This window comes from Clostridium nigeriense, from assembly GCF_050585245.1.
GTDB lineage: Bacteria > Bacillota > Clostridia > Clostridiales > Clostridiaceae > Clostridium > Clostridium nigeriense_A.
The window spans coordinates 231,881-255,897 of record NZ_JBNOOF010000002.1 but is presented as its reverse complement, the minus strand read 5'-3'; the positions used below and the strand labels follow the sequence as shown (position 1 = coordinate 255,897).

General features: G+C 28.0%; 14 protein-coding genes. All 14 read right to left on the bottom strand.

Annotated features, from left to right (window positions below; all coding sequences use genetic code 11):
* Window positions 1-708: 708 nt before the first annotated feature.
* The 14 genes from ACQPUY_RS04535 to ACQPUY_RS04470 all read right to left on the bottom strand — a co-directional run bounded on the left by ACQPUY_RS04535 (window position 709) and on the right by ACQPUY_RS04470 (window position 24,014).
* Entirely contained in the window at window positions 709-2,238 is a 1,530-nt protein-coding gene (locus ACQPUY_RS04535; RefSeq protein WP_430839740.1) for a reverse transcriptase/maturase family protein, read from the bottom strand.
* Between the two features lie 1,061 nt (window positions 2,239-3,299).
* Window positions 3,300-3,584, bottom strand: coding sequence for a hypothetical protein (locus ACQPUY_RS04530; RefSeq protein WP_430839739.1), 285 nt, complete (start codon window positions 3,582-3,584; stop codon window positions 3,300-3,302).
* Between the two features lie 89 nt (window positions 3,585-3,673).
* Window positions 3,674-4,960, bottom strand: coding sequence for a restriction endonuclease subunit S (locus tag ACQPUY_RS04525; protein WP_430839738.1), 1,287 nt, complete (start codon window positions 4,958-4,960; stop codon window positions 3,674-3,676).
* 11 nt (window positions 4,961-4,971) lie between these two features.
* The gene (locus tag ACQPUY_RS04520; protein WP_430839737.1) at window positions 4,972-6,516 is read right to left on the bottom strand and encodes a type I restriction-modification system subunit M; all 1,545 of its coding nucleotides are present in this window, start codon (window positions 6,514-6,516) and stop codon (window positions 4,972-4,974) included.
* Between the two features lie 25 nt (window positions 6,517-6,541).
* Window positions 6,542-9,307, bottom strand: a complete 2,766-nt coding sequence (locus ACQPUY_RS04515) for a type I restriction endonuclease subunit R (protein WP_430839736.1) — start codon at window positions 9,305-9,307, stop codon at window positions 6,542-6,544.
* A 341-nt stretch (window positions 9,308-9,648) separates the two neighbouring features.
* Window positions 9,649-11,322: an AAA family ATPase gene (locus ACQPUY_RS04510; protein ID WP_430839735.1), complete on the bottom strand. Its 1,674-nt coding sequence runs from the start codon at window positions 11,320-11,322 to the stop codon at window positions 9,649-9,651.
* 195 nt (window positions 11,323-11,517) lie between these two features.
* On the bottom strand, window positions 11,518-12,870 hold the full coding sequence (locus ACQPUY_RS04505; RefSeq protein WP_430839734.1) for an MATE family efflux transporter: 1,353 nt from the start codon (window positions 12,868-12,870) through the stop codon (window positions 11,518-11,520).
* A 302-nt stretch (window positions 12,871-13,172) separates the two neighbouring features.
* The gene (locus tag ACQPUY_RS04500; protein ID WP_430839733.1) at window positions 13,173-13,928 is read right to left on the bottom strand and encodes a hypothetical protein; all 756 of its coding nucleotides are present in this window, start codon (window positions 13,926-13,928) and stop codon (window positions 13,173-13,175) included.
* 75 nt (window positions 13,929-14,003) lie between these two features.
* The gene (locus tag ACQPUY_RS04495) at window positions 14,004-15,680 is read right to left on the bottom strand and encodes an FUSC family protein (protein ID WP_430839732.1); all 1,677 of its coding nucleotides are present in this window, start codon (window positions 15,678-15,680) and stop codon (window positions 14,004-14,006) included.
* 194 nt (window positions 15,681-15,874) lie between these two features.
* On the bottom strand, window positions 15,875-18,691 hold the full coding sequence (locus tag ACQPUY_RS04490; RefSeq protein ID WP_430839731.1) for a VWA domain-containing protein: 2,817 nt from the start codon (window positions 18,689-18,691) through the stop codon (window positions 15,875-15,877).
* Between the two features lie 12 nt (window positions 18,692-18,703).
* Window positions 18,704-20,491, bottom strand: a complete 1,788-nt coding sequence (locus ACQPUY_RS04485; RefSeq protein ID WP_430839730.1) for a vWA domain-containing protein — start codon at window positions 20,489-20,491, stop codon at window positions 18,704-18,706.
* A 73-nt stretch (window positions 20,492-20,564) separates the two neighbouring features.
* Window positions 20,565-21,449 (bottom strand): DUF58 domain-containing protein, encoded by an 885-nt coding sequence (locus ACQPUY_RS04480; RefSeq protein ID WP_430839729.1) that lies wholly within the window; start codon window positions 21,447-21,449, stop codon window positions 20,565-20,567.
* 3 nt (window positions 21,450-21,452) lie between these two features.
* Window positions 21,453-22,436 carry an AAA family ATPase gene (locus tag ACQPUY_RS04475; RefSeq protein ID WP_430839728.1) on the bottom strand — a complete coding sequence of 328 codons (984 nt, stop codon included), beginning with the start codon at window positions 22,434-22,436 and terminating at the stop codon, window positions 21,453-21,455.
* A gap of 12 nt (window positions 22,437-22,448) precedes the next feature.
* Window positions 22,449-24,014, bottom strand: coding sequence for a pectinesterase (locus ACQPUY_RS04470; RefSeq protein ID WP_430839727.1), 1,566 nt, complete (start codon window positions 24,012-24,014; stop codon window positions 22,449-22,451).
* Between the last annotated feature and the right edge of the window lie 3 nt (window positions 24,015-24,017).

The following is a 24,017-nucleotide window of genomic DNA, read 5'->3' as shown; positions in this document are numbered from 1 at the left end:
TTAGATTTAATAACTTTAGAGATATTTAACCCTATTACTTTCTTTTAATTATTATCTAACTTGTTTTTAAGTTAAAAGTATAAGAAAATACCCCTTACACATTGAGTCCAAGGGGGATCTTTTAATGTTATTTCTTTATTAAGTTGCTAATACAATATTAAGAAAGCATCCCGCTGCTCCCTTAATAAATATTTTACTTATATAAAATCTTCTATTTTAAATATAATTACTTCATCATTAATAAATTTTCAAATAATTATTGCTGTAATCTTATTTAATGCTGACTTTCTATGAAGGATTTTTACGTAATATTCAGCTTTATTATAAAATGAAATATATTCCCTAAAGTACACATATCACATTATAAACAAAGAAATAGGAACAGCTAATGAGTACTTATGTACCTGATTAGCTATTCCTATTTTTATCATTGTTTTAATAGAAACATCTCTAATGCTTAATAGGAATTCCAAAATAACAACCCCTAATTTAAATTACTTGTTCCTGTAAAGTCCTGTTTCCCCTAGGGGAATTTTTGAGTCGTCAGCTTGTCTGACACGAAACTGCTACTTTATCTTTTAATGCCCTTGCTTGTCGTACACTGAAGTTGCTATAGCTAAGATATCTTCTTTTAAAATTATTGACTTTTTATAATTCTCCTATCTAATGAAAAATACCTATTGATACATCAACAGGTGTTCATAAAAACTATTTTATTTTATCTCTAACTCGTCTTATTTTAAGCATATGCCTTTGAGTAGATTGAGTTATTGGTTCCTTATGATTTACAGGGTTTTCAACCTTATTTTTTCCAACATACTCGGAATTAAAAATTTCATCCGCTTTATATACATATGAGAAGAAATTCCCACTCTTATATGGATTATTTTTGTCTTTTATTATAACTTTCATAGGGAGTTTTAACGGGTCATATTCACCACTTCTCCCTTTCTGTGTATAAGTTTTATATAATTCAGTATAGCTAATTTTATTACCTTTTTTACTAAAACCCTTACTTTTTACAATGTGGTTGAGTTTTTTGTACATTCTATAATAATATTTAGAGACTGTCTTAGGCCTTAAAGTCACTTGCTTTCCATCAAATATAAATCCTAAGTAGTCAATATAAGATTTATAATTATCAGTTGTTTTGGTAATATTAATGATTTCATTATTTTCGTATGAATATATTTGAGTTTTTTTAGCCTCTAAAGTTAATTTATCAGTTTCAACTACAACACTACGCAAGTATGTTACGACTTCTGTAAATGTAACTTCAGAATCCTTTGGCAATATAATTATAAAATCATCACTATATCTAAGATACATCCCGTTAAATTTTTTGATAAATCTACTTATTTTTTTGTCAAAGTCAATCATATAAACATTAGAAAGTACAGTACTTATAGATGACCCTTGTGGAATTCCAAAAGTATCCTTATGAATTTTTAAATAACTCTTTTTGTATTGCTTGAATTGTTCTTTTGTTAATGCTAATTTTTTAGAACGTATCTTAGGATCTTCAATTTTAAATCCATTTAATTCTTCAATTTTATCCTCAATATTTTTAATTAATTTTCTAGCTTTTCTAGTTTTTCCATCTAATGCATCCTTATGAGCATCTTTCTTTTCCTTAATATCTGCATCGGTTATCAAACCATTTATTTTTAAAATATCTGTTAAATCCCAAGTTGAATATCTTGTAATATTTTTATATACAGCATACCAGTCATTAGATAGTGTTTCTACTCCGAGTACTTCACAAAGCATACTTTTAAGGTATTTATGATCTAAGTTATCAAAGAAACCTTTAAAATCACCTACAATAATATTGCAATCGTCTTTTTTGATAAAGTCAAATGCTTGTTTTGCAAAATTGATATTGTTTTTATGTAGATTTGTTCTGTAAGCAACAACAGATTCAGATATTCCTTCTCTCTTAACATAATCATTATATTTCTCGTTTAACAAATATCCATAATACTGATAAATACATCTGTCTATGTGAGCAGAATAGCATATTGGTCTAACCTTATCCTTAACAACGACTTTCCCGTCCTTTTTTGACACTTTATAGAATATTTGATCGTATGTGATAAATGGAAAGAAACTATGTCTCGCAACTTTGTTGGGTTTTGTAATATAATCCCATGCTGTGTTTAATCCAAACTTTTCATCAAAATGAGCATATCCGGCCGGACGTGCATTTTCTTTTTTCCATTTTAATAATTTTTCCATAATATACTCCTCTATATCGCAATACCCTACAGTACGGAGGACAGTGTTCCGAAATTACTGTAGGGTATAAGGTTAAACTTAATATTTACTTCTTACTCTAAGCTAAGAGCCTATTGTGCTTGTTCATATTAACCGTCCAAACTACGTTAATCAATAATTATGCTATAATATATATAACTATAACTATGGAGGTCTATTGTGCTATGATAAGCTCAACAACAATATTACAAATTGACTTTGTTTCTATAACTGACATTCTGATGAATGTAATTATACTATTGGTCGAATACTTTATCAGCGAAATAACAGATTTAGCAGTGAACAAATTTATTAAATTCATTCACAAGAATGCCTGTTATCTCTTGACAACAATCCTATTCCCCATAATCTATTATTATGGGCAAAGAGATTATATCATATTAAAGGAGTTTTTGTCAATTATTGTATTAGTTTAGTTTGAATCAAGTAAAAGTTGGCAAGAATTTTCCCCAATTTATTATCCATTATTTTGTGATTTCCCTACCAATATGTACACCTTAATTGTAATTAATATCACTAAACCCTTTTAATCCACATAAATTACGAATTATCTTTCTTCCTAGTGTTGTAGCTGCACCTATACCATTAATTAGTTTTTTCATGACTGAAGATTTTCTATTTTCGAAACATATTCTTCTGGTGTTAATATTCAAAGTACCATACTTCTTCTATAGCCTTTTCTTTTTAAAAGAATAAAAGATTTGTATCAATTCCAGTATATGAAACAAATGCACCTCTTGGTATTCTACCTATTTTATGAAGGTTAAATACACTTAATAGTCTTTATAAAAGTTCATTCCCTATCATCCCTTCATCATTTGCAGCCCAATTGCTCCAACTTAAATCTTCTGTAGCAAGATGTTCGTCACACTCCCCCCAATCCCCCAGATGTTAAAATTTCTTCCAGGTCCAAGTTTCATATCTAGATAGTCATCTATATTACTTGTACTTAGAGTTTTTTTATACCTCTAGGAGTGTTTCTGATGTAGAGGTTTCCTCGACTGAAGTTGTTAAGAGTTGCCTTATATTTGATATTTATATTTTTCATAATTTAATTCACTAACAAATTTACCTACTATTGATTTAAATACTTTATTAAGCGCTTTTAATTTTTTTATAAATTCTTCATTCCATGATGGTAAATACAATTCCTTATCTATATATTTGATAATATTATAAATTTCAAGTATTTCATTACTTTCATAATTACCTCTATTAATATCAAAAATTTCAATTGCATCTTCTAGCTTATTTAATTGATATCCACAATCTAAATCTATGTCTGAATAAACCTTAATTCTCCTCATAACCTTCCTCCAAGTATATATAATTACCTCTTTAAATAATAACAGCATAGCATTAATTATTAATACTACACTGTTACCTAAGTTTTTTACTATACAAACATCTGTTGTAATAATCCCTTTTCCCATAATCTTAATTCTTCTAATTTTTCTTTTTCTTTTTCTAGTATTTCATCTATATTAGAAAAGAAATTAGATATTTTAGTTTGCTCCTCTAAGCAAGGAATTTTTATTATCATTTTCAACAACTCAGTTTTAGATAGATTGTATCTAGTAGATCCTTGTGCTAAAATTGAAATTTTCGCTCTACTTTTAGGGCTTCTCATTAAGTAGGCCATAAATTCACAATTTATATTCTTAAGATTATTTAACCTAAATCCAAAACAAAAACTATTTAAATATAAATTTTCATAACTTTTATTACATACAGATACCATTCCAACTTCTTTAGGAGTTTCTGATGATGTTGTAAATAATAAATCTCCAGCTTCAACATTATTCTGTCTCTCATTCTCAACAATATTAACTTGTTCAATCATATTTAAATCAATTTTAGTATTTTTAAATACGTTCATATAAGTTATATATTTCCCATTACCAAATCCAAAATCATCTTTCGTTTTTCCAGTTAATCCAGTATATGTTTCCCCAAGACTACCTATCTTTTTCTCCTCCCACTCAGGATACTCTTCTCCATTCTCATCCTTAAATCGTATCTCCTGAGAAAATATCTTTTGCATCATACCCTTTTTATAACTTGTAAGATTGCTTACTTTTTCTTCTTGCTTTTCTATAATTTTATCAACCTTATTTAAAAATTTTGCTATTTTTTCTTGCTCTTCTAATGATGGTAATTTAACACTTACTTTAGCTAAATTGCTTTTTGAAATACCTAAAACCTTTGCCCCTGCTGCTAGTATCTTTATTTGTTTTCTTATTTTCTCATTTAACATCATATAACCTTTAAATTTTCTAGCAGTAATTTTCTTATTATCCCTTGCTAAAATTGTGTGTAATCCTGCAACTACTTTATATTCACCTATATTTTCAACTTCAATAGCTTTACCAATATCATTGTAATCTTCTGATGCATCTGCTATTACTAAATCTCCATCTTTACAAAAACTATCTTTATTTATTTTAGAAGTATCTATATAATCATTTATAAATGGAATTATATGCTTATTTACATCCAATATTACTGGAAACTTCATATGAATATCACCGTAATGAATATTTTTTATAGAACCACCTTTATAATTTAGACAATCTCTAGATAACGAATTCGTACTATAAAACTCTAAAAAATCGCCTAATTTTTGCTCTTTCCACTCATCATTAAACCCCTTAAATCTTAACTTTGGTATATTATTACTCATAATCATACCTCCTAAAGCCCAAGTTGTTTTAAGTCTTCTTCTAGACTTTTATATAACTCTTCTAATTCTTCATCTATCTTTGCAATATTATTTTTAACAGCAACTATATCTATTCTCTCTTCTTCTTCAAATGTATCTACATATCTTGGAATATTTAGGTTATAGTCATTTTCTTTAACTTCATCTAAAGTAGCTTTATAAGAATATTTATCAATAGTTTCTCTCTTACTAAATGTTTCAATTATTTTATCAACATCTGAGTTTCTTAAGTTATTTTGATTTTTACCTTTTTCAAAGTCATTTGATGCATCTATAAATAAGATATTATCAGCATTTTCTCTATGCTTTTTAAATACTAGTATTACTGTTGGTATTGATGTTCCAAAGAATATATTTGCTGGTAATCCTATAACTGCATCTAGGTAATTTCTATCTTCTATTAAGTATTTTCTTATTACTCCCTCTGCTGCTCCTCTGAATAAAACTCCGTGTGGTAATACAACTGCCATTGTTCCATTATCATCAAGTTGTGCAATCATATGTTGAATAAATGCAAAGTCTGCCTTACTCTTTGGTGCAAGCTTTCCATATGCTGAAAATCTTTCATCATCTAAAAACTTATTATCAGCACTCCAATTTGCTGAATATGGTGGGTTTGCAACGATAGCTTCAAATTTCATTCCACGATGCTCAGGATTTTCTAGTGTATCATCATTTTTTATATTAAAATTCTTATAGCTTACTCCATGAAGCAACATATTCATTCTTGCTAGATTGTAAGTAGTTGAAGTCTTTTCTTGACCATAGAACATTCTAACTTTTGATTCTCTAGCAACTCTAAGAAGTAGAGATCCTGAACCACAGGTTGGATCATATACGTTCTTTAAATTAGCTTTTCCCATAGTTACTATCTTTGCAAGTATTTTAGAAACTTGTTGAGGTGTATAGAACTCCCCTGCCTTCTTACCTGCATTAGCTGCAAATTGTCCTATTAAATATTCATAAGCATCACCTAATATATCTATTTCTGAATCATCAAAGGCAAAATCAATTGATGCTATATTTCCCATAACCTTTGCAATTAAAGCACTTCTTGACTTTACGTCTTTACCTAGCTTTGTTGATTTTAAATCCATATCATCAAATAGATGGTCAAATTCCTCTTCACTTTCATGTCCTAGTGTTGATTCTGTTATATTATTTATAGCTTCTTCTAATATTTCTATATCAAAATCTCCTGTTTCAATACTTTCTAATAGCTTTGAAAATAAATACTTTGGCTCAATAAAGTAGCCAATATCAGAAACTAATTCTTCTTGAAGAGCTTCTCTATACTCCTCATCTTCCCAAGCTTCTTCATAGGTCATATTATCTTCTTCTAAAAGTTTCTTTGCTCTATTATTAACATTTTCTGAAAGATATCTATAGAATATAAGCCCTAATATATAGTTCTTAAATTCACTAGCATCCATATTTCCTCTTAAATCATTTGCTATATCCCATAGCTTTGTTTGTAAATTACTTTGTTGCTCTCTTTGTATTTCTGAAACGCTCATATTTTTCCTCCGTACATTACATTAATTAAAATGTGAATTTTGCTACATTATCTATAATAAAACTTTTAATTCTATCTGCTAATTTTCTTTTCTTTAAAAGGCTCCCTTTAACATTATCTTTAATTTGTGCACTATCTATAGTGCCTGAGTATTCATACTCTGTAATATATTCTTTCACTGTTTCTCTTTCAATATCAATATCATTTGCAAACTCTGTTATTTCATAAACTCTCTTTTCTTCTACAAAGTTATTAAATAATTCATCCATCGAATCTTTTCCATCAGCTTTAGGAACAACTTCATCAAGGAAAGACCTTATTAAATCTGCTTTTAATCTCAAATTATCATTATCAGCACTATCTAATAACTTCTTAATTTTTTCTATATCAGCCTTCCTCTTATCTTCATTATCAAAATCAATATCTCTAATTAAATTCATAATATAGTTAACATTAATTTTATCAGTTTGCATTAGCTCTATTCCAAAGTAAATGTCTAATAAAATAGACTCTTTTTCATTAGCATTTTTTCTAACTTCATCATAAATATTAAAGTATTTACTCTTATAGTCTTCATATTCTTGATGTGACATACCTATTTTTTCTTTGTCAAACTCAAAATCAACGAAAGTTTTTAACTTTATAAGCTGCTTACTTAAATCTCTAAAGGCTTCAATAAACTTTTTCTTATGTTCTTCATCCTTTATATCATCTAAGGACTCAACACTTGGAGCTACATTATATAACTCTATTAGCTTTTTCTTAAAAGCTTCTAAATAATAATCATAGCTTTCCATAAGAACTACATCTGTATTACCTGTTTGAGAGAAAAGGCAAATAGCTTCATCAGTATTCTTCTTTAGATTTCTATAACAAACTACATTACCATAAGGCTTTGTATCATCTAAAACTCTATTAGTTCTTGAAAAGGCTTGTACTAATCCATGATAGTTTAAATTTCTATCTACATAAAGAGTATTAAGTGGCTTTGAGTCAAAACCAGTTAAAAACATATTTACAACAAGCACTATATCTACTTCTGCTGTTTTTAGCTTTCTAGATAAATCCTTAAAGTAAGCTTGGAAAGTATCTGTAGAGAATTTTGTATTATCTTTACTTGGGAACATACTATTATAGTCTTCAATAATTCTTTCTAAGCTATCTCTTGAATGCTCCTCTTTCCCACTTAAATCTTCATTATCTTGGAATGTATAAACTGCTGCAATCTTTAAATCATGATCCAATCTCTTAAAGGTATCATAATATTTAATAAGAGTTGGTATACTATCTACAGTAAATAATGAAGTAAACTTTTTATTAGCAGTTTTAGCATTATGATTGTCTATTATGTGCTTTGCAACCATTTCTATTCTTTCTTGTGCATGAAATACTTCTTCTTTATCTATAGCACTTACCTTTGTATCGTCATTTTCATCTAAGTCACCATCAAAGGTCTTAATATATTCCACAGAAAATCCAAGTACATTATTATCATTTATAGCATCTTTTATAAGATAAGTATGAAGACATTTATCAAATAAATCTGCTGTGGTTCTACCATCTTGACTTCTATTTTCCATAAGTCTTGGAGTTCCTGTAAAGCCAAAGTATTGTGCATTCTTAAAGTGCTTATTAATAGCAGTGTGCATCTCTCCAAATTGAGATCTATGACATTCATCTATTATAAATATTATCTTGTCTTCTCTATACTTCTCCATTCTATGGGCATACTTTTCTGCTTGTAGTAGTCTTGCTAACTTTTGAATAGTAGTTACAATAAGTCTGCTATTAACATCTTCAATTTGTGAAATAAGCTTACTTATATTATTAGTAGTATCTACACAATCTTTCTCAAACTTATTAAATTCTTCTACAGTTTGAGAATCTAAGTCTTTTCTATCTATTAAGAAAAATGCTTTTTTAATCTTTTCTTCATTAGATAATAATTGACTTGATTTAAAAGATGTTAAGGTCTTACCACTTCCAGTGGTATGCCATATAAATCCGTTATTATTAGTTTCTATAGCCCTCTTAGTAAGTGCTTCAACTGCATAAATTTGATAAGGTCTCATAACCATTAAATTTTTATCAGTTTCATTAATAATCATGTACTTACCAATAACATTATTTAAATTACATCTATCTAAAAAACTAGAAGTAAATGAATTTAAATTACTAATTCTCTTATTCTTCTCATCACTCCAGAAAAAAGTAAAATTAAAGTTAAGAGGCTTATCACTATTAGAAAAATATTTAGTATCAACTCCGTTAGTAATAATAAAGCATTGGATATATCTATACAACCCTTTATATGAATGTCTTCTATATCTTTCTATTTGATTAAAGGCTTCCCTTAAATCTAAGCCTCTTCTCTTAAGCTCTATCTGAACTAGAGGTAACCCGTTAATAAGAATAGTTACATCATACCTATTAGTGTACTTATTAATCATTGTTACTTGATTTGTAACTTGGAACTTATTTCTTGTCCAATTTTTGCTATTAAAAAACTCTATGTAAACCTCAGTACTATCATCTCTTTCTAGTACAAATTTATCTCTAAATAATTTTGCACTATTAAATATACTCTTTCCTTCTAAATGAATTAATATTCTATTAAACTCCTTGTCTGTGAAAGGAATATTATTAAGCTTTTCTTTGTTATACTCAAATAACATATTTCTAAAATTTGCTTTCAAATCGTCTTCATTATTTATTGAAACTTTCGTATATCCTTGAGTTTCTAATTGTTTTATAAGAAGTTCTTCAAGTTCATACTCACTTTGATAAGTCATAAAATCCCCCTATTAATCCTCATATTTCAATCTCTTTTATTAACAATTTTTTCTATAAATCTAGGTGTATAATTAGCAAAATGCTTATTACATTCATATCCAACGCCTCTGGATTTTATAAAATATTCCATATCTAATTTAATTATAACATTTTATTTAAATTTCCGTCTAATTCTTCCTTATAAAATACTCCACATTTTTTAATAAGCTTGAATTGTATTTATGTATTATTATTTATATATTTCTAATCTCCTTATATCAAATTTAGATAGATAACAGAACTTATAGAGTCCAACTCTATGCCCAGGCATAAAAAAAGAAGCTAGTTTCCTAGCCTCTAATTAACTTACATCATTAATGTAAACTTCTTTTCCTTTAAATACTATAACTAGTTTTTTAATATTAGTTATTCCTCTATTTATAAGTTCTGTTTCATATTTTTTATCTTCTATTTGCTTTTTTGCTTCTTCTATTAATTCTTCTATGGTTTCGCCATACTCTTCGTAGTATTTTTTGAATTCTATTATTATTCCTATCTTACTTATATCTTTAGGAATAACCATTATATCATATCTTCCATAGCCTGATTCTCTATTTGATAACACTTGATGTGTTCTGCTTAAAGAAACTAAAAGTCCTAAGGTAAAGGCATGATATACTTTTTCAGGCATTTTTCCACTTACGTCAAAATAACTAAAAGACTCCCTTACATATCTTGAAAATATAAGCTTAAATACTTTAAAATCAAAGTTTACTAAAGCCTTTAGCATTTCATTATATTCTGAAGCAACATAGCTTTCACTTTGCCAGTCACGAATTATTTTTTCATACATAGATTCAACTTCTAAATTAGGAATCTTTAAACTATAGTAAAAATCTTTTCCTTCTCTTCTTCTTCCTACAACTTTTAGATATCCCGACATAAGTAAGAAGCTCCATATATTATTTTCATCTCTTTCTATATCTGCCATTACTATATTTTCATCTATACTAACTTCTATAGTATTTCCCCTAAGCAGTTCTTCAAAGGATTTTTTTAATCCTTCACTACCTTTTGCTAATATAGTTTTTATTATTTTATTTTCTGAAGTATTTACCCAATAAGGCATAAAGTCATTATTTTTATCTTTTAAATAGGATAACACTGACCATGGATTATAAATTACTGTGCTTCCAAAAATATATCCATTATACCATCTTTTAAATTCTTCTCTTTGCTCCACTACATTAAAGTCATTTAATATTTTTTCTATCTCTATATCTGTAAAACCAAATTGTTTTGAATATCCTTCTTTAAGTATAGAATATACTTGTATGTTATTAAGCCCTGAAAATATAGACTCTCTAGCTACTCTTAGTATTCCTGTAAGCATTGCTTTTTCTAAATATATATTATCTTTTAATGTGTTAGATAAAAAGTTTCTCATAAATCCAATAGTTTCATCATAAATTCCTGAAAAATAACTATGTTGAATTGGTGTATCATATTCATCTATTAAAATAATAACTTTTTCACCGTGATATTCATAAAGATATTTACATAAATTTTTCAATGCTAATTCTAATTCAGCTATGCTGTAATCACTATTAATTATTTTATTAAAGAAATCTTTATCTTGTTTATCCTTTAAAATATTATAAACTTCTTTATGTTCATTATATATCTCTGTTATAAACCACTTAATCCTTTCAATAAGGAAATTAAATTTATTATGCTTTTCATCTTTAAAAGTTAAATATATAGTTGGATATATTCCTTGTTTTTTCATTATCTCTTCTTCTTTTTCTATAAGAAGGTTATTAAAAAGATATCTTCTATCTTTATCACATTTTTCAACAAAGTATCTTATCATAGATAAATTAAGTGTTTTCCCAAACCTTCTTGGTCTTGGAATTAAAACTATTTGGGATGGATCTTCTAAAAATTCCTTTATTAAAAGAGTTTTATCTACAAAATATCTATCATCTTCAATAATTGTTTTAAAATCACTATTTCCTAATGCTATTCCTTTCAAGTCTAACACCTTCTTTCTATTTAATAATTTCTGTTTTAGTTAATTATTATTACTTATTATATCATATTTTATAATACCTATCCTGACCTTGCTTTAATTAGTATATTTAAGACTTCTATAGCCCTAACCTTATATATTGAAATAAAAAAATATATCAAAAAAAGTTGTAGTGCAAACTACAACCTTTTACCAATCCTAACTTTCAATAGACTTTATTTTTTTATAATAATAAAGTCCTAATGGAATTGCTGCTGCTAGCCATGCTATAGGATCGGATAAGCATATTCCTGTGTATCCTATAAATTTAGGTAATGTGAAAGCAACTATTGCTCTTGCTATAAGCTCGAAAGCTCCTGCCATCATAGGAACAAATGACTCTCCCATTCCTTGAAGTGCATTTCTATATATAAATATTACTCCTAAAGGAATGAAAAATGCTGCTGCATAATTTAAACATTCTTGTGCATAGGCTAATATTTCTGCATCTGGATTACTTATAAATAATCCAACAAAGAACTTTCCCCCAAAAACTAATACAAGTCCTGCAATTATACTTGTTATTATAGATATTTGAATGCAATTTTTTACCCCTTCTTTTATACGATTATAATTTTTAGCTCCTAGATTTTGTCCACAATATGTAGCCATAGTTACTCCAAAGGTAATTGCTGGTTGCATTACTATTTGTAATACCTTAGATGCTGCTGTATATGAAGCAATTACTGTAGATCCCAAAACATTTAATGCTCCTTGTACTATCATTATACCAATAGCTGTTATAGAAAACTGTAAGGCCATAGGAATTCCTATTTTTAAATGCTTAACATATACATTTTTTTTAACTTTAAAGTCTTCTCTTTTTAATCTTAAAATTTTATATTTTTTATATGCATAAATTATACATAGTATTCCTGAAACTCCTTGGGATATTATTGTTGCCCAAGCTGCACCAGAAACTCCCATAGAAAAGTTCACTATAAATACTATATCTAAAATTATATTTAATATCGATGCTATTATTAGAAAATATAATGGAGTTTTACTATCTCCTAAAGCCCTTAATATTCCTGCTATTATGTTATAAACTACTGTTGCTATAGTTCCTGCATAAATTATTACAATATAAATATATGCATCATCTATAATATTTTCTGGTGTATTCATTAAATGAAGTAATGGCTTAGCTAATAAAACACTTACTAATGTAATTATAACTGTTGCTACTAGTGATAAGACCAAAGCACTTGAAGTAGCTTTTTTTAATCCTTCCTCATCTTTAGCACCAAATTTTTGAGATACTAAAACAGAAAACCCGCTAGTTATCCCTACTACAAAACCATTTATCAAAAAAGACATTGAACCTGTAGACCCAACTGCAGCTAATGCATCTACCCCTATGAATCTACCAACTATAATAGTATCTACCATACTATAAAATTGTTGAAAAACATTACCTATAAGTAATGGAATCGAAAATAATAATATTAATTTAACCGGATTACCAGTTGTCATATCTTTTGTTAATTCTTTCTTCACAGCTTTTATCATAAGTTTGCATTCTCCTATATGTAAATTTCCGATTATATAGCATATCATTTTTTATAAAAATAATAAAGTATTTTAATTAACTATTTTATATGTAATTTATTACATTATGTTAAGCAAAATGTGGCTGCCCAAAGGACAGCCACATTAATGTAATTACTAATTTGCAATTATCAATGAACAATTATTGAACAATTTATTCTAAGATTACTAAAAACAATTTAATCTTAAAAACTCCCTAAGGAGTTTTATCCTTAATTGTTCATTCTTCATTTTTAATTATTAATTTTGCGCCAGCACACTTACTATCTTCTTCTATGGCTTCTAGATGAACTTCTATTTCCACTTTGGTTTGAAGTAGGATTCATTTCACCATTCATATTGCTATTCATGTTTCCATTCGTTGCTCCACCATTCATTGCACTGAATAACATAGATAAAGGATCCCCTTGAGGATTGCTATTATTTCTGCTATTCATATTATTTTGATCACCTTGATTTCCATTCATCAACATACTCATTAACTGATTCATATCTACACTATTATTTCTATTTTGTCCTTGATTTCTTTGTTGATTTTGTTGTGGTTGTTGCTGATTCATATTATTCATAAACATTGACATAGGATTATTCATATTGTTGTTCATGGGGTTATTCATGTTTCCATTCATACCATTGTTTTGGTTTGGCATGTTCATTCCATTCCCCCCCATTAGCATACTTAATAATTGACCTATGCCATTTCCTTGTGGCATTCCACCACCCATTCCTGGCATTCCACCATTCATTCCCGGCATTCCACCGCTCATTCCTGGCATTCCGCCTCCCATTCCTGACATTCCATTCATCAGCATGGATAATGGATTATTTCCTTGCCCTTGAGGGCCTTGACCTTGTCTTTGTCCTCCCATGCCACCCATCATTGATCCTAGTAGCATATTCATAAGTGGATTTCCACCACCCATTCCTGGCATTCCACCGCCCATACCCGGCATTCCACCACCCATTCCTGGCATTCCGCCTCCCATTAATCCTCTAAAAAGCATATCCATCATTTGCATATGGCTATCTCCTATTTTATTACTATTACTATATAAATATTTCTCTACCTATGAATTTGCTACATAAATAATAATTTAATTTTTTATACTCACAAATGATTTATATATATTATTTACCTTAAATCTATTTTTCTTTAAGAACTCATTATGTTCTTTATTATTATCAATACCCATTGGTAACTTCATTTTCTCTTCTATAAATCCAGTTATAAGATAAAGATTTCTTATACTATAATCATTATGATTTTCCTTTATATCTTCCTTCATTTGATTTATTAATGAATTATATACATTTACTAAATATTGTTTCATATCGTTAATTTTATAAGGGAAAATATATTTATTTGCAAGTAAAGTTAATACTGCACCTATTAAAACAAATATAATTCTTTCAATTACTAATTCAGCAGTTCCACCTATTATTGCTGCTGAAGCTACTGCCGATACAGTTATGCAAACCATCTTTTGTCTATAATTTTTACTAAAGGGATCTAAATATCCAGCTAAAAGAATAATTGCTGCTCTTGCAGTTTTATTTTGGATAGCTCCAAAAGCTATAAGAACAATAACTCCACCTATAAAGGTAGCTATAACTCTATCCTTTACTCTTTCATTAGAGACCTCTACATAAGGTTGGATAAGTGAAAAGATAGTAAAACACATCCATCTCCCCTCTGATAAATTAAAATATTTAGCTATAAAGGCTGTAAAAGCACCTATTATTCCTAGTCTTATGGCATATCTAACTTTAGCTGAGTCAATCTTGAAGTTTCTTTTATGAACAGCTATATTATGGAAATGATATGGAATATCATATTCCTTCTTTACACTTTTCCTTTCTTTGTCACTTAAAGCACCTATATTTTCTACTTCCCTATAAAGAATATTCATTAACTCTATAATCTCATTTATATATTCTTTATTTAGCTCTTCTCTATTTAAATAAGTTTTTATATTGTCCATATCTTTTAATTCAAAATTTCTATCTCTAATATTTCTAACTTCATTATATACATCATCTAATAAATCTTTATAGCTGCTTTTATTATTTTCCATGCTAATTCTATCTAGTAGCATATTTATTCTTTCTAATGCCCATATAATATCAGTTATTATTAATCCATCACTAGTTAAGTAATAATCAGATACTCTTTTATCATAAATAACCCTTTTTAAATAATTTATTAACTCTATTATTTCTAAGTTTTCTTTTTCAAAGCTCTTATTTTCTTGTAATAATCTTATCTTTTCTAATAAACTATTACTAATTTTATCTATTAATTTAGTTCCTGTCTTAAACAACTTATCTTTATTAATAATAAATTGAATTAGCATTATAAAAACACTTCCAAAAACTAACCCTATAAATCTCTTAAATAAAACTTCACCTTCTGCTGGGTAAAAGAGCATAAAAAAATATTGAAGCCCAAATGGCACTACTATAGACTTTTTTAAATTACCACTAAATAAATAACCTATTACAAAAAGAGCAATAAAATTTAATATAATTCCAAGCCATACATTATGAATTGCTAAAACTGAAAATAATAAGCTAAATAAATTAACGCCTAATATTTTAAAGAAATTTTTAAATGGGGCTATTGTTAAATCTTTTTCCACAAGAGTTAATGCTGTAGTTATTATGGTTACCCCTACTAATGAATTTCCAGACCCAAATAAGGATTGAAATATATTAACAAACCCTATTATAAATATAAATATGATTGTATTTGTTATTATTTTATTTTTCATTATAATACCCCCTTTTGATACAAGAAAAAATACTATCACAATGAATACCTAATTTCAATAACGCTTATTTTTTGAATTTTTTATTAATATTATTAGCATTTATTTAATTTAAATCATTTTCTTTTTTTAATCCATTAATTATTTTTGATATTTTTTCATAAAAAATAAGAAGCTGTATTGAAACAGCTTCTTATTTAAATTTTATTTCTATCATTTTTCTTTTTAAGTAAAGAACTAGTATCTAAGGATTGATTTTTATTTTCTTCCTTTTTTACTTTCTTCTTAGACTTTTTACCTTCTTTATTTTTCTTTTCTTCAACTTTTATATCTTCTTGAAGCTTTTCTTTTATAATTTTCTTTTCTTCAACTATCACCTTAGAAGTTTTGACTTTTTCTTTATTTATTAAAATATCATCGTCTCTTATTTTCTTTTCTTTCTTAGCTTTATCTTTTTTCTTTTTAAATAATTTAATAAAGTCTAAATTTAATCTTCTATAAGCTATATCTAGCATAAATAATAAAATACTTATTACTAAAAGAATGTTAGTTAAATTAATTTTTTTATACTCTCTTTGAAGTTTTCCTTCAAAAACCTCTTCCGGTTTATTAATAAAGCTTCCCTTTGTTTCTTTTACTACTACATCTAATTTTTCAGCATTAGTATTAAATTTATATTCATCTGAATACTGAAGTGCAAAAGCTCCTTTATAACTGTTAGTAATTTCACCATTTTCCTCTTCTCTTATGTTAAAGTTATAAAATCCTAATGAGTTAAGAGGTACATTAGCAGAGAATTTTCCTGGTTCAACTTGAGTTAAATCAAATTCTCCTTCCACTCCATTTTCTCCATTATATATTCCCTTAACCTTTGCATCAGCAGAAATATTATCATTATAAAACTCAATTTTTGCTTCATTACCTTCTTGAGTAATATTAAGATATCCCTCTTCTCCATACTTTGGAATAGTGAAATAAACCATATTTTTTATAAGTTGTGGTCCATATTCCCAAGCTAAATAATTTTTGCTCCATTGTCCATTAACATCTGAGGTAAAGCTAACAGTTCTTCCTATCCCATATTGCATAGCAGCTAATATTGGTTCATCATAACTAGAGCTTAATATTTCAACTGCATTTTCTTTTATAGATGTACCTATATATCCAAGAAGACTAGGTATTCCATCTGAAGTTTTAACTCCTGCTAATATTTCATGATTGCTTAATATCTTTGGTGTAAACTCTTCATTAATTATATAAGTCCCTGCAGATAGCAATACTTCCTTAGCAAATATTCTAGGAATGTCAGTATATATATCAGTATAATAACTTCTTCCTCTGCCTATAGATGCTAATTGACTTAATAAATCCGAATTAGCGCCTTCACCAACAGCTACTGTAGAAAGAGTAACATTATTATCGTTAAATCCTTGAAGTAAATTTAGATAATTATCATATCCATATCCATCTTGTCCGTCTGTTAATAATATAGTATGTTTTATTTTTGCATTACTTTCAAGCTGCATATTATACCCTTGCTCAAGAGCAGGATAAATAGAAGTTCCACCTCTTATTTGTATTCCTGAAATAAGTTCTTTTATAGCTTCCTTATCACCGACTTTTTGAAGTGGTACAACTACATCATAAGTATCATCAAAAGCTATAACAGATATTTCATCTACTTCTCTTAAATTTTCTAAAGCCTTCATAGCAGCTTCTTTTGCTAAGGTTAGCTTACTTACTCCTCCACCTTCTGAACTCATACTTCCAGACTTATCTATAATTAAATTTATACTTATAGCTGGGACTTCATTCTTCCCTCTTTTATCCATGTAAACTGGTAAGACTTTTTCTAAAGCTGTATCTTTATATCCTCCAAGTGCATAAGAATCTTCACCCCCAAAGGTTACTAAACCTCCACCATAATCTCTAACATAGGCTTCAATATTTTCCATAAATCCATTCGTTAAATCATCTTTATGAACATCATTAAGTATTACTGTCTTATATTCTAGTAATTCATTTAATGTGCTTGGTGATGCTCCAGGTGATATTTTCTTTATATTTGCTCCTGAATTAACTAGTATGTTTTCTAATGCTGTTGAATCCCCTTTAACCCCATTTATAATAAGAATAGTTGGTCTATCCATTACATTAGTAAAAGTACTATATTCATTATTAACTTTATTAGTGTCTTCATCTGCCTCGATTAAAACTCTATATCCTTTAAATCCACCTGAATTTTGTTTATCTTTAAACACAAAAGAATTCTTACCTTTTTGGATTTGAACCTCTTGCTCACCTACTTTAGTTCTACCAGAAAACAATGAAAGTTTAGCCTTAGTTGCATAATTAGATTTTATATCTATAGAAACTGAAAACTCTTCTCCCACAGATATATTATCTGGTACCTTTACACTATCTACATAAACTTCATTTCCCTTTTCTCCAGTTATTTTATATACCTTAAAATCTATTTTTTGTTCATTTATAAGTGGAATAGATTTTAATATATCCCCTTGATTTTCTTCCCCATCTGTAATTAAAACTATTCTCTTCGAACCGCCTCTTTCAAATAGACTTAAAGCACTTTCAACTGCTTCTTGAATATTAGTAGCTGTAACTATAGGATTTTCATTTATAGATTTATATTCTTTTTTTCTATTTAATACTTTATCAACCTTTGAATTATCTCCAAATAAAACTACTCCAGCTTTATTACCTCTAGGCATTTTTTCTAGCGCTGTGGATATAAAATCCTTCCCAGACTCTTCAAAATCTCCTACGCTTTCAGATACATCTAGTAAAAATACTGTTGAAATATTTCTCCCTTTTAAATTAACAGTTATATTTCCTAAAGCTAATATAAGTAAAGTGAATATTATAGTTCTACTTATAAATATTACCAATTCATTTTTATTCCATGGTCTATATTTTTTAAAAGTATAATACATAAAGGCAAAAAGTATTGGAACTAATATCAAAAAGTATAAATTTCCCATTTCTATCTTCATATTCTTTGCCTCCTAATTTCCTCTTTTATACATTATCCACTCAAAAGCTACTACTGCAATTGCTAAAATAATAATTAAAGGAGATAAATTTAAACCTCTCTTTAAATCTGTCTTAGCACTAGCTAAGTTTTCACTTTCACTAATATTACTTACATTAGTATCTCCTTCTTTTTCAGAAGGGAAGTTTACTGAAAATAGCTCTTTTTCCTCTTGAGATTCAAGTCTATATACTCCTATTTGACTATCTTCCTTTATTTCATCTCCAGAAGCAATTTCTTCAGTATCTCCATTAGGATAAGTTAATGTAATATTAGAATCTAAAGATAATCCTTTTGCAATAATCTTTTCACCAGCCTTATAGTTACTACTATATACCATTCCACTGGAAATTAAGTTTTCTCCAAGTTCATACATTAAAATTGGAAATTCTTTTTTAAGTGGAAAATCACTATTATGAAGATCAAAGGATAAGGCTGCAATTTTTCTTCCATCAACTTCTCCTTTAAATCCGATAAAATCTTCATCAATATTTAAAAATCCCTTTCCATAGTAAGGAATCTCAATAGAGTTATACTTAGCAGCAGTAAAGGTAGTATCTTCTAAATACTTAGAAACCTCACCAATAACAGCCTTAGCCTCTCCCCCTTCTCCTCCACTAACAACATTAAAGAATTCATTTGATGAAGGATTAATAAATAATATACTTCCTTTAGATGGCATAATATCTGGTGTAACCCCATCAAATACGTATAAATCATAATTATCGGCACTAGTTAAATTAGATGAATTATTTGTTTTATATACTTCTGTATTTTGAATAGTACTAAAAGCTTTTTCTAAAAATAAATTTTGTTCTGTAACTATAAGAACTTTATTTACTTTTTTCTTTCCAACTACATGATTATAGGTGTTATCCCCTGAAATCATATCTTTTCTGGATAGCTCCCCCCTTAAAGTTTCTGATTTAATTGATGGTAAATCAAATGTTAAAGTTTTATTTTCTCCCTCTTTAAGGTCTAGGGCTTTTACAGATATAAGCTCCTCTCCATCATAAAGTGAAAAATCTCCTTGATAATCTCCATTTCCTCTGTTAGTTATAGTTGCAATTACTCTTACACTATCTTCTAAAAATTTATGAGAAATATTATCTATGGAGGCATTTACACCAGAATTTGCTAAAGAAACTACTTTTCCATTAACATCACCTAAAGAAAATTCCTTATCAGTAATTGCGATTACCTCATAATCTTCTTCAACACCTTCTCCAATGGCTTTTACAAAAGATAATGTTTCATTAATATCTCCTGAATTATAACTTTGAGATATAGAGGAAATAATTTCATTAGAAACTTCCTTATCAAAATCTCCGTTTTGAAGCAAATTACTATTTCCATCAAAGGATATAATATAAGTATTTGTATCATCCTTAGTAGAAGATAACAACTCTTTTGCTATTTTTTTTGCTTCATCTAATCTGGTTTCATCTCCATATTCAGCACTCATACTTGCAGTATTATCTATTACTAAAATAATATTTTTATAAGTTTTTCCTCCAAAGTTTAAAAATGGTCGCATTAAACTAAAAATAAGTAAAAGTAATATTATTATTTGTAAAAGTAGCATTATATTTTTTCTTAATTTTTCCCAAGGAGTATTGGCTCTTGTATTTTTATAAACTTCATTCCATAAAAGTGTTGAAGAGATTACCTCTTCTCTATACTTTCTTTTCAATATATAAAGTAGTATTAAAAGAGGAATAGTTATTAATAAAAATAAGGGCCATAAATTAGTAAATCCCATAACATCATCCTTTCAGGCACATGATAATAAATAATAGGCTAGCATACTAGTCTATTATTTATTTGATTGTGCCTTAATACAGTACTCTTTTCTTACTAAACTCACCTAATATTATTTCTTCTATTTCCATAGATGAATTTACACTTATAAATTTTCCACCATATTTTCTAGCTAAATCTTCAATAGACTTCTTATATAGTTTTAAAGTAGCTTTATATTCTTTAATTATATTTGGAGTTAAGCTCATCTTTACATTTTCATTAGTTTCAGAGTCTATAAAAGTAATTTCATTATTAAAATCAGGATTTATTTCTTCATCTGCTAATACTTGAACTAAGATTATATCTTGCTTTTTAAAGGCTAGATATTTTAAGGCATCTTCTAAATCTCTCATTCCTTCATTATTAAAAAAATCAGAAACTATAACAGAAACGCCTCTTGGGGTTAAAGGCCTCTTTTTTATACTTTTAGTTAAATCTGTACTTCCTTTAAACTCTAAACTTTTCAATTCTCTAAGTATTCTTTGAAAAGCCTTATTTCCTGAAGCAGATTTAATATTTTCTATACTCCCACTATCCATAGTAGAAATATTTACTCTATCTAAATTATTTAAAGCAATATAGCTTAAGGCTGCTACTACTTTTAATGCAGTATCTTTCTTATTTACTATTCCATAGTCCATGGACTTAGATTTATCTATAAAAAAGTTAAACACGCCTTCTCTTTCTTCCATAAAAACTTTAACAAAAAACTTATCAAATCTTCCATAAGCATTCCAATCTATTCTTCTAAAATCATCTCCTGGTGCATATTCTCTATAATCTGAGAACTCAACTGATACACCTTTCGCCTTAGATTTTCTTCCTCCTTGAGTACCAGATGAAAGCTTAAAATTAATATGCATATTAATTTTATTTAGCTTTTTGAAAAAGTCCTCATTAAATAATCTTTCACTCATCCTCTACACAACCTTTAAATCTTCTAATAGCTTATCTATAATACTTTCTTCAGTTAATCCCTCTGTTATAGCATCAAAGTTTAATATTAATCTATGTCTTAGAACTGGGTATGCTAAGGCTTTAATATCTTCAAAAGAAACATTTAGCCTTCCTTCCATAACTGCTCTTACCTTTGCTCCACTAATTATTCCTTGTGCTGCTCTTGGACTTGCTCCTGCCTCTACATATTTTTTAACTATTTCAGCCCCTTCTTCTATTTCGGGATGAGTAGCTAGGATTAACTTTAAAGCATATTCCTTAACAGAATCAGCAATTTTTATTTCCCTTATTAATTCTCTTATATTTAAAATTTCATTTCCCTCAAGTACAGCATTAATTTCAGTTTTTTCATTAGTTAATGTTAAATCCATTATTTCTTTTAATTCTTGTAAATTAGGAAAATCTACATTTAATTTAAATAAAAATCTATCTAATTGAGCTTCTGGTAAGGGATAAGTTCCTTCTTGCTCAATAGGGTTTTGAGTTGCTAGAACCATAAAAGGTTTTGACATTTCATAAGTTTTCTTACCTACTGTAACTGTTTTTTCTCCCATAGCTTCAAGTAAAGCTGATTGTGTTTTTGGAGTTGCTCTATTTATTTCATCTGCTAATAAAAGATTTGTAAATACAGGTCCTTTTTCAAATTTAAATACAGTATTATCATTTTCCTTTACAACTATATTAGTTCCAACAACGTCTGCTGGCATTAAATCTGGTGTAAATTGAATTCTTGAAAACTTAAGATTTAACACCTTTCCAATTGTTTTAACTAATTGTGTTTTTCCCATTCCAGGCATACCTTCTAAAAGTACATTCCCATCTGCAAATATTGCTATTAAAACATTTCTAATTATATCTTTTTGTCCAATTATTCCTTTAGATATCTCTTCTTCACATCTTCTTATTTTTTCTGAAACTTCCATCATCTCTTTTTCATTTTTTTCCATTATTTTCACCCCTTAGTTTAATCCTTCGAAATATTTCTTTATTAGATCCTTTAAACTTTCTGGTAAATTACTATTATTAGCACCTTCTAAAGCACTATTCGTATAGTCTCCAATTACCTTGTCATAATCTATCTTATTTCCATCTAAATTAAAACCATTTTCTGATTCTATACTTTGAGAGTCTCCATTTTCATTTTTATTTCCAGTTAAGTTCCCATCATTTCCAACATCCCTTCCTGGAATATAAACCTGCTCTCCACTTTCATTATCTATATCATTTTCGCTACCTTCATCACTTCCCATGTTCCAGCCTTGACCTGTTCCACTTCCTTGACCTTGGCCGTTTCCTTGTCCTTGACCATTACCTTGGCCATTGCCATTTCCGTCTTCAGATCCTTGGCCACTACCATTTCCATCACCTTCTCCAGCTCCTTCGCCTTCACCTGATCCTTCGCCTTCTTTTTTACCATCACTATTATTCTGAGAATTTTCAATAGCTTCTTTTAAACTTTCCGCATCTAGTTTTCCATCCAAAACTGAATCAGAGGCTGCCTCTAAGGCTTCTTTTAAATTTTCATCATCTACACCTTCAGCGGCACTAGCGAGAGATTTTGACAGATTATTAAGTTCGCTTGAACTCATATTCCCTAATGATTTCTTTAAATTTCCCAAAGCCTTTTCTAAAGCCTCACTATCCTTAGATAATATAGATTCTGCTAAGTCCTTACTTTCTTTCTTCTTCATAAGCTCATTTACTAACTTATTTAAATCTTTTTTAGCACCTTCTTCTTTTTCCTTATTAAATTTATCTAATAAGTTTTTTTGCATATTTTCTATGGCTTCTTTACTTTTATCACTTTTTGCTTTATCCTTTTCATCTTCTAATTTCTTTTCCATTCTTTCTAGAGTTTTATTAACATCAAGTTTCTTTTCACTCTCTTTTAACTCTTTCTTTGCATCTTCTAATATCTTTTTTATCGCTTCTTTTTCTTCTTCTGATAAATCCTCTAATTTATCTATATTTTTCTTTTCCTCTTCAACTTTTTTAATATACTCCTGTTGATATTTATTAAATTCTCTAATATTATTTGCTTCTTTTTTTGCTGAAGTATCTATAAAAGAAGTTAATATACACAAAGCAATTAATGAAATAACTAAAAGTATTTGCTTTTTATCAACAGTTATCTTTAAATTTTCTTTTATATTGAAATTCTTTATAAACTTTAAAGTATCATTTTTTTGAGCAATAGATATACTATCTTCTTCATTTATAAATTCTAAAGAAGTTGTTACTCTTTCTTTTAAACCTTTTGAATCAACTATTAAGGCTACCTTTTTATTATCTGGTGCTTTAATAAATCCAAAAATTATAATAAATATTAGACCAATTAATAGAATTATTAAAGAAACTTCTTCTACATATGGAATAGTTATAAATAAAGATAATATTAATAAGCATAATATTAAGCATAGTAGGTATTTAAAACCTATTATGCTTAAGTTAATTATAAAGTTAGCTTTAATTCTTTTTGATGCCTTTTTTATGAAGGTTATGATTTCATTATTTAAAGAATTCATAGC